General features: G+C 59.9%; 7 protein-coding genes. 3 read left to right on the top strand and 4 right to left on the bottom strand.

Annotated features, from left to right (window positions below; all coding sequences use genetic code 11):
- Positions 1-657, bottom strand: a 657-nt coding sequence (locus WCA53_RS06260) for an aliphatic sulfonate ABC transporter substrate-binding protein (protein WP_423906996.1), incomplete at its 3' end; no start/stop codon positions are given.
- A 465-nt stretch (positions 658-1122) separates the two neighbouring features.
- On the opposite strand from WCA53_RS06260, the gene WCA53_RS06255 reads away from it, so the two are divergent.
- From WCA53_RS06255 to WCA53_RS06245, 3 genes are all read left to right on the top strand, one after another.
- Complete coding sequence (locus WCA53_RS06255) at positions 1123-1542, top strand: secondary thiamine-phosphate synthase enzyme YjbQ (protein WP_423906994.1); 420 nt, start codon at positions 1123-1125, stop codon at positions 1540-1542.
- A 42-nt stretch (positions 1543-1584) separates the two neighbouring features.
- Positions 1585-2865 (top strand): aspartate carbamoyltransferase, encoded by a 1281-nt coding sequence (locus tag WCA53_RS06250; RefSeq protein WP_423906992.1) that lies wholly within the window; start codon positions 1585-1587, stop codon positions 2863-2865.
- Positions 2866-2958: 93 nt separating this feature from the next.
- Positions 2959-3333: a hypothetical protein gene (locus tag WCA53_RS06245; protein WP_423906990.1), complete on the top strand. Its 375-nt coding sequence runs from the start codon at positions 2959-2961 to the stop codon at positions 3331-3333.
- Here WCA53_RS06245 and WCA53_RS06240 read toward each other — a convergent pair.
- The 3 genes from WCA53_RS06240 to WCA53_RS06230 form a co-directional block, all read right to left on the bottom strand.
- Complete coding sequence (locus tag WCA53_RS06240; RefSeq protein WP_423906988.1) at positions 3330-4037, bottom strand: aspartate/glutamate racemase family protein; 708 nt, start codon at positions 4035-4037, stop codon at positions 3330-3332. The genes WCA53_RS06245 and WCA53_RS06240 overlap by 4 nt on opposite strands.
- A complete protein-coding gene (locus WCA53_RS06235) occupies positions 4034-4807 on the bottom strand; it encodes a CDP-diacylglycerol diphosphatase (RefSeq protein WP_423906985.1) in 774 nt (257 codons plus the stop codon). Before WCA53_RS06235 ends, WCA53_RS06240 begins: the two co-directional genes overlap by 4 nt.
- Positions 4808-4994: 187 nt before the next feature.
- Positions 4995-5627 (bottom strand): amidohydrolase family protein (locus tag WCA53_RS06230; protein ID WP_423906982.1); only part of this gene is annotated, 633 nt, incomplete at its 5' end.

The raw sequence follows: 5627 nt of genomic DNA, 5'->3' as shown, positions 1-5627 counted from the left end.
TTCAATAGCCGCGAGATAGGGATCCCAGATGGCCCACGCATCGACGCTCCCCTGCGAGAATGCCGCGCGGGCATCGGCAGGAGCGAGATAGACCGGCTGGATGTCAACGTACGACAAGCCAGCCTTTTTTAGCGCTTCGACCAGCAGGTAGTGAACATTCGAGCCCTTGTTCAAGGCGACCTTCTTGCCGCGCAGGTCGGCCACGGCATGGATCGGCGAGTCATGCGGCACAATGATCGCCTCGGCGTGCGGCGCAGGCGGCTCATTGCCCACGTAGACGAAATCCACGCCGGCCGCCTGCGCGAAAATAGGCGGCGTTTCGCCCACCGTGCCCACATCCACGGCGCCCGCGTTAAGCCCTTCGAGCAGTTGCGGACCCGCGGGAAACTCAAGCCATTGAATCGTTATGCCTTGCGCCGAAAAGCGCTTCTCAAGCGTGCCGCGTGCTTTCAACACCACGAAATTGCCGTATTTTTGATAGCCGATGCGAAACGTTTTTGCCGAACCGTCCGCACGCGCCGACTGGCTCGCAAGCAATGCTGCGCCCCCTAGCGAGGCGTTCGCTGCCGCCGCGCCTAATGCAGCAAGAGTAAGCATTGCCCGTCGGCGCGACGGATTGGCTTGCGCGTTGTCGGGCGTGGCGCGGTGATTGGACATGCGGCTTCCTTCGATGAATTGCGTAGAGTTCGGTTTTTGCGTGCGATAAGTGGCGTCGAATGCCGCTTGCCACTGCGCCCACGGATCGGTGGCCGGGGTTAGAGCGGCAGCACGCCGATGCGCGCCGGCTAGACCGTCTCGGTGGCATGTGAAACGCGTTTGAGTTGGACAGCGTTCGAGGCTTTTATGCACGCGTGGATAAGGATCGCTCGATGTTAGCAACTCGCTGCATGCGGGCTAAACGATCAATTCTTATATCGATTGCTTGGAAAAAGCAGATGCCGCTGAAATGGCAAACGGCCAGGTTTGAAGGAGGCTCAATCAGGTAGAGCTAAAACGCTCGACCTTTCAAACATTGGCGCACGCTCAGGGACGGGCGTGCCGCCGCTGAATGCCTCAGACCGGTAAACTCCAAGGGCACGCGCGACATTATTCCGGCGCGCAATTCCCTTCGGAGATATCGACATGAAGCAGGCGCTCCATCATCTGAGCGTGGCCACGCGAACGCGCGGCCTCCACGAAATCACCCGAGATGTTCGCCACTGGATCGAGCGGCAGGATGTACAGACCGGTTTGCTGACCGTATTCATTCGCCATACGTCAGCTTCCCTGCTGATCCAGGAGAACGCCGATCCCGACGTACGCACGGATCTCGAACAGTTTTTTGAAACCCTCGCGCCGGAAGCGCCGGGTCGATACATCCACGATGCGGAAGGGCCGGATGACATGCCGGCGCACCTGCGCACCGCGCTGACGCAAGTGCAATTGTCGATTCCAGTCGACGCAGGACGGATGGTGCTGGGCACCTGGCAGGGGATCTACGTATTCGAACATCGGCGTGCAGCGCAACGAAGGGACGTGGTATTGCACCTTTTCGGCGAGTGAATTAATATACGCACCGCGTATATAACCTACCGGGCCGCCGATATGAACATCCAACAACAAACGGTTTTGCGCGACGCCATGCGTCGCCTCAATATGACGCGCGACGCGTTCGCGAACCGGATTGGCGTTTCACGCAGAGCCCTCGACACATGGCTCCTGCCGGACGAATCGGCGGAATCCCGCGTCATGCCGGAAATTGCCAGCCGCTATGTGGAGGAAATTCTCGAGCGCATCCCGTCGGGTGGCGAACCTACGCAGCGCGTACAGTCCGCTTCTATTCTTTACGAAGGCCAACCGCATCTGCTTTCGGTCGATCAGTTTTCCCGTGACTCGGTCGATGCGCTGTTCAGAGTCGCCGACATCATGCAACCCATCGCACGGCGCCAGAAAATCACCCGTGTGCTCGAAGGCGCCGTACTCGCGAACCTGTTTTTCGAAGCGAGCACCCGCACGCGCGTGAGTTTCGGCGCCGCGTTCAGCCGACTCGGCGGATCGGTATGCGACACGACCGGCTTCACGTTTTCATCGATGGCAAAAGGCGAGTCGATCTATGACACCAGCCGAGTGATCAGCGGCTATGCCGACGCACTGGTCGTGCGGCATCCGGAAAAAGGATCGGTTGCCGAATTCGTTCGGGCAACGAACATTCCCGTGATCAATGCAGGCGACGGTCCTGGCGAACATCCCAGCCAGGCATTGCTCGACCTGTACACTATCCAGCGCGAATTTTCGCGCACGGGAAAGATCGTTGACGGTTCCCATATCGCGATGGTCGGCGACCTCAAATACGGTCGAACCGTCCATTCGCTTGCCAAACTGCTCTCGTTGTATCGTGGCCTGAAATTCACACTGATATCGCCGGAATCGCTTGAAATGCCTGCATCGATTCTCGATCACATTGCTCGCGGCGATCACGTAGTCGAACAGACTTCGGATTTGCACGCGGGATTGCGAGGGGCCGACGTGGTGTATGCAACACGCATCCAGAAAGAGCGGTTCGCCGACGAATCGATCGAAGGCTACACGCCCGATTTCCAGATCAACCAGGCGCTTGTCGATAGCGTATGCGGACCGGACACGTTGATCATGCATCCGTTGCCGCGCGACGGCCGGCCCGGCGCAAACGACCTGAGCACCGACCTGAACCACGATTCGCGACTCGCGATCTTCAGGCAGACCGACAACGGCATTCCGGTTCGCATGGCGATATTTGCGGTTTTGTTGGGCGTGGAACGACAGGTACAGCATTCCATGCGCGACGCAGCGTGGAAATCGCCGGCTTACATCGGCCCCGATGACGCCGTGTTTCACGGGATCGACTGAACGATATTTATAACGCCGCGTGTTTTCTTGATGCGGTGTTTACGCCTACACCTCTAAGCTGGAAACATCCAGACCAGAGGGAGTTTTCGCGCAATGAACTTTGTCCTTGAACGAATCGAAGGCCACGACGCTACGGAAAATCCGCGCTCATCTAAAGCGCTTTCGGGTGCAATTGTGTCACGGGTCCAGCTTTCGGCGGTCGTGCGCAGCGAGCAGGACGAGGCGGCCCGGGAGCGCATCAGGCGCTTGTTCCACTCGCCGCTCGGCGTGTACGTCAGTCACGCGCGGCGCGATCACGACGACCTGCGGCTGGTCTTCGACGTGGCGCCCGAGGACCTCGACTTCACCGTTCGCACGCTGCATCAGGTGTTGCCGGAGGCTGTGGTTGAAGGCGTGCGTCCGCGCTTTCACACACCAAGGACGTCAAGCGCAGGCATGAAGCGTGCAAATCGAGCCGCGACCGCTTAGCTCTGCGCGAGAGAGAAATCCACGGCGGCGCGAGCATGAAGCATCGTGGTATCCAGGAGCGGAACCGGACTGTCCGAATCGCGGACCAGGAGCATGATCTCCGTGCATCCCAACACGATCGCGTCGGCGCCGCGAGCCGCAAGACCCTGCAACACGCTGCGGTACAGCGTGCGCGATTCCTCCGTCACTATCCCCATGCAAAGCTCACGATAGATGATGTCGTGCACGACCGCTTGCTCGGCCGGTTCCGGCAGGATGGTCGCAATGCCGTGGCGCTCTTGCAGGCGATCACGGAAAAAGCTTTCGCGCATCGAGAACGCAGTTCCAATGAAGCCAAGCGTGCGAAAGCCGCGAGCGTGCGCTTCAATGCCCGTCGGATCGACAATGTGGAGAAACGGCACCGAGACCGCCTCGGCAATTTGCGGCGCAACGAGGTGCATGGTGTTCGTGCAGAGCACGATGCAATGCGCGCCGCCCGCTTCGAGATTCCGCGCGGCCTCGGCAAGCCGGATGCCAGCAATATTCCATTGCCCGTTGCGTTGCAGGCGCTCTATCCCAGCGAAATTCACGCTATGCAGGAGTACTTGAGCAGAGCTCAAGCCGCCGAGCCGCTGGCGCACGTCCTGATTGATCAACCGATAGTATTCAGCGGTCGATTCCCAACTCATGCCACCGATCATTCCAATAGTTCGCATCTTGTTCATGATGATGCACGCCCAATCGCGCAGCTATGGTCCTGCAGTTCCTCCGATGACGCGAAGTCGCCGCCTTCGCGTTGGACGTGATCGTTGAGGAGAAAGAATGCCGGCTTGCCGTCGGGCGCGATGGCACCCGCCAGCAAGAGCGTCTGATCGGCCATTAGCTGTCCTTGCAGGGCGACATCGGGGGCGATGAGTTTAAAGGGATCGGTGGAATCGAGATTGGCGTCGTCGATACGCCGGATGCGATACGTGTGTCCGCGCAGCAAGGTGGGAAACGGCATCCACGCAGTGCCGATCGTGGGGCCTTGTTCGCGCAGGGCGGTGACGACGTCCGGCGCCAGGCAATCGATGTGAATATGCAATTGATTTTGCGTTCGCCCGCTGGTCGAGTTGACCGCGAGGGATAGTCCATCCCGCGGCAGATCGCGACCGATCTTCGCTTCGACAAAGCGTCGTGCTTGCCACGCGTCGCGCCAATAATTGGGCGACGTGGGCGTCAGCAGGTCGGGGCTTTCAATCCCCGTGATGCGTGCCGTGGGAATGAGCAGATACTGCGCGACGCCGTTGATATCCTTGAGGACAGCGAAACCGTTCGCGGATTCGACATCGACACATTTTTGCGGCACGTTGGCGCCCTGCGCGGCAGGCTCACAAAAATCGTGGACGATGTGCCATAGCGCGTCGGGATTGGCGGCCTGCGCAGCGGGAAAGCCAACCCCCAGCGCGGCAAACGCAAAGAGCACTGAGCGCAATGAGACCCGAATGGTAGGCATGAGCGAAGAGGAAAGAGCCGGGACATGAGCATCGTAACAAGATCGCGCGGGCGTTGTGCCGCCGTCCGCGAACGCACGCGCGGTTCGTCCGCGCAGGCGAAGTCGCGACGAAATGATCGCGTAGAAAGCGGGGTCGTAAAAAAGCCGGCGCGCGAAGCGCCGGCTTATCCCAACATTCCGCCCTGCTTCACGCCGCCTTTACGATTTTGTCCCCTGCCCGGTGAATAGGATGCGGCTCCTTCAACCGGTTCGCAATCCGGGTTGCATCGAAGTAAGCGCCATTGGGCGGACGCTTCAGGTATTGCCCCGCACCACGGACAGCACGCAGATCCCCGTTCGCCCAGGCCAATGCGCCACGCGTCAGCGTATGCGTTGCAACGCCCTGCACCGTCATGCCTTCGAACACATTGAAGTCCACCTTCTGATGATGCGTCTTGACCGAGATCGTCTTGCTTGCGCTCGGATCCCACACCACCAGGTCTGCGTCCGCGCCGACCTGGATGGCACCCTTGCGGGGAAACAAATTGAAGATATGCGCCGCATTCGTCGACGTTACGCGCACGAACTCATTGGGAGTCAGGCGTCCCTTGTTCACGCCGTGATGCCAAAGAATGGACATGCGATCTTCCACACCGCCGCAACCGTTAGGTATTTTCGTGAAGTCCTCGCGGCCCATGGCCTTTTGCGATGCACAGAACACGCAGTGATCCGTGGCCGTGGTATGCAGTTGCCCCGATTGCAGGCCGCGCCACAATGCCTCGCGATGCTCGCCCGAGCGAAACGGCGGGCTCATCACATGCGCCGCCGCGCGCGTCCAGTC

Source organism: Caballeronia sp. (genome assembly GCF_049581465.1).
In the GTDB taxonomy this organism is placed as follows: Bacteria; Pseudomonadota; Gammaproteobacteria; order Burkholderiales; family Burkholderiaceae; genus Caballeronia.
Note: the sequence above shows the minus strand (reverse complement) of the source record. Positions and strands in the feature narration are given on the sequence as shown.

What these genes read in the sequence shown, in the direction of transcription:
- WCA53_RS06255 (WP_423906994.1), top strand. Translation starts at nt 1,123, where the DNA reads ATGAAGCAGGCGCTCCATCATCTGAGCGTGGCCACGCGAACGCGCGGC.
- WCA53_RS06250 (WP_423906992.1), top strand. Translation starts at nt 1,585, where the DNA reads ATGAACATCCAACAACAAACGGTTTTGCGCGACGCCATGCGTCGCCTC.
- WCA53_RS06245 (WP_423906990.1), top strand. Translation starts at nt 2,959, where the DNA reads ATGAACTTTGTCCTTGAACGAATCGAAGGCCACGACGCTACGGAAAAT.
- WCA53_RS06240 (WP_423906988.1), bottom strand. Translation starts at nt 4,037, where the DNA reads ATGAACAAGATGCGAACTATTGGAATGATCGGTGGCATGAGTTGGGAA.
- WCA53_RS06235 (WP_423906985.1), bottom strand. Translation starts at nt 4,807, where the DNA reads ATGCCTACCATTCGGGTCTCATTGCGCTCAGTGCTCTTTGCGTTTGCC.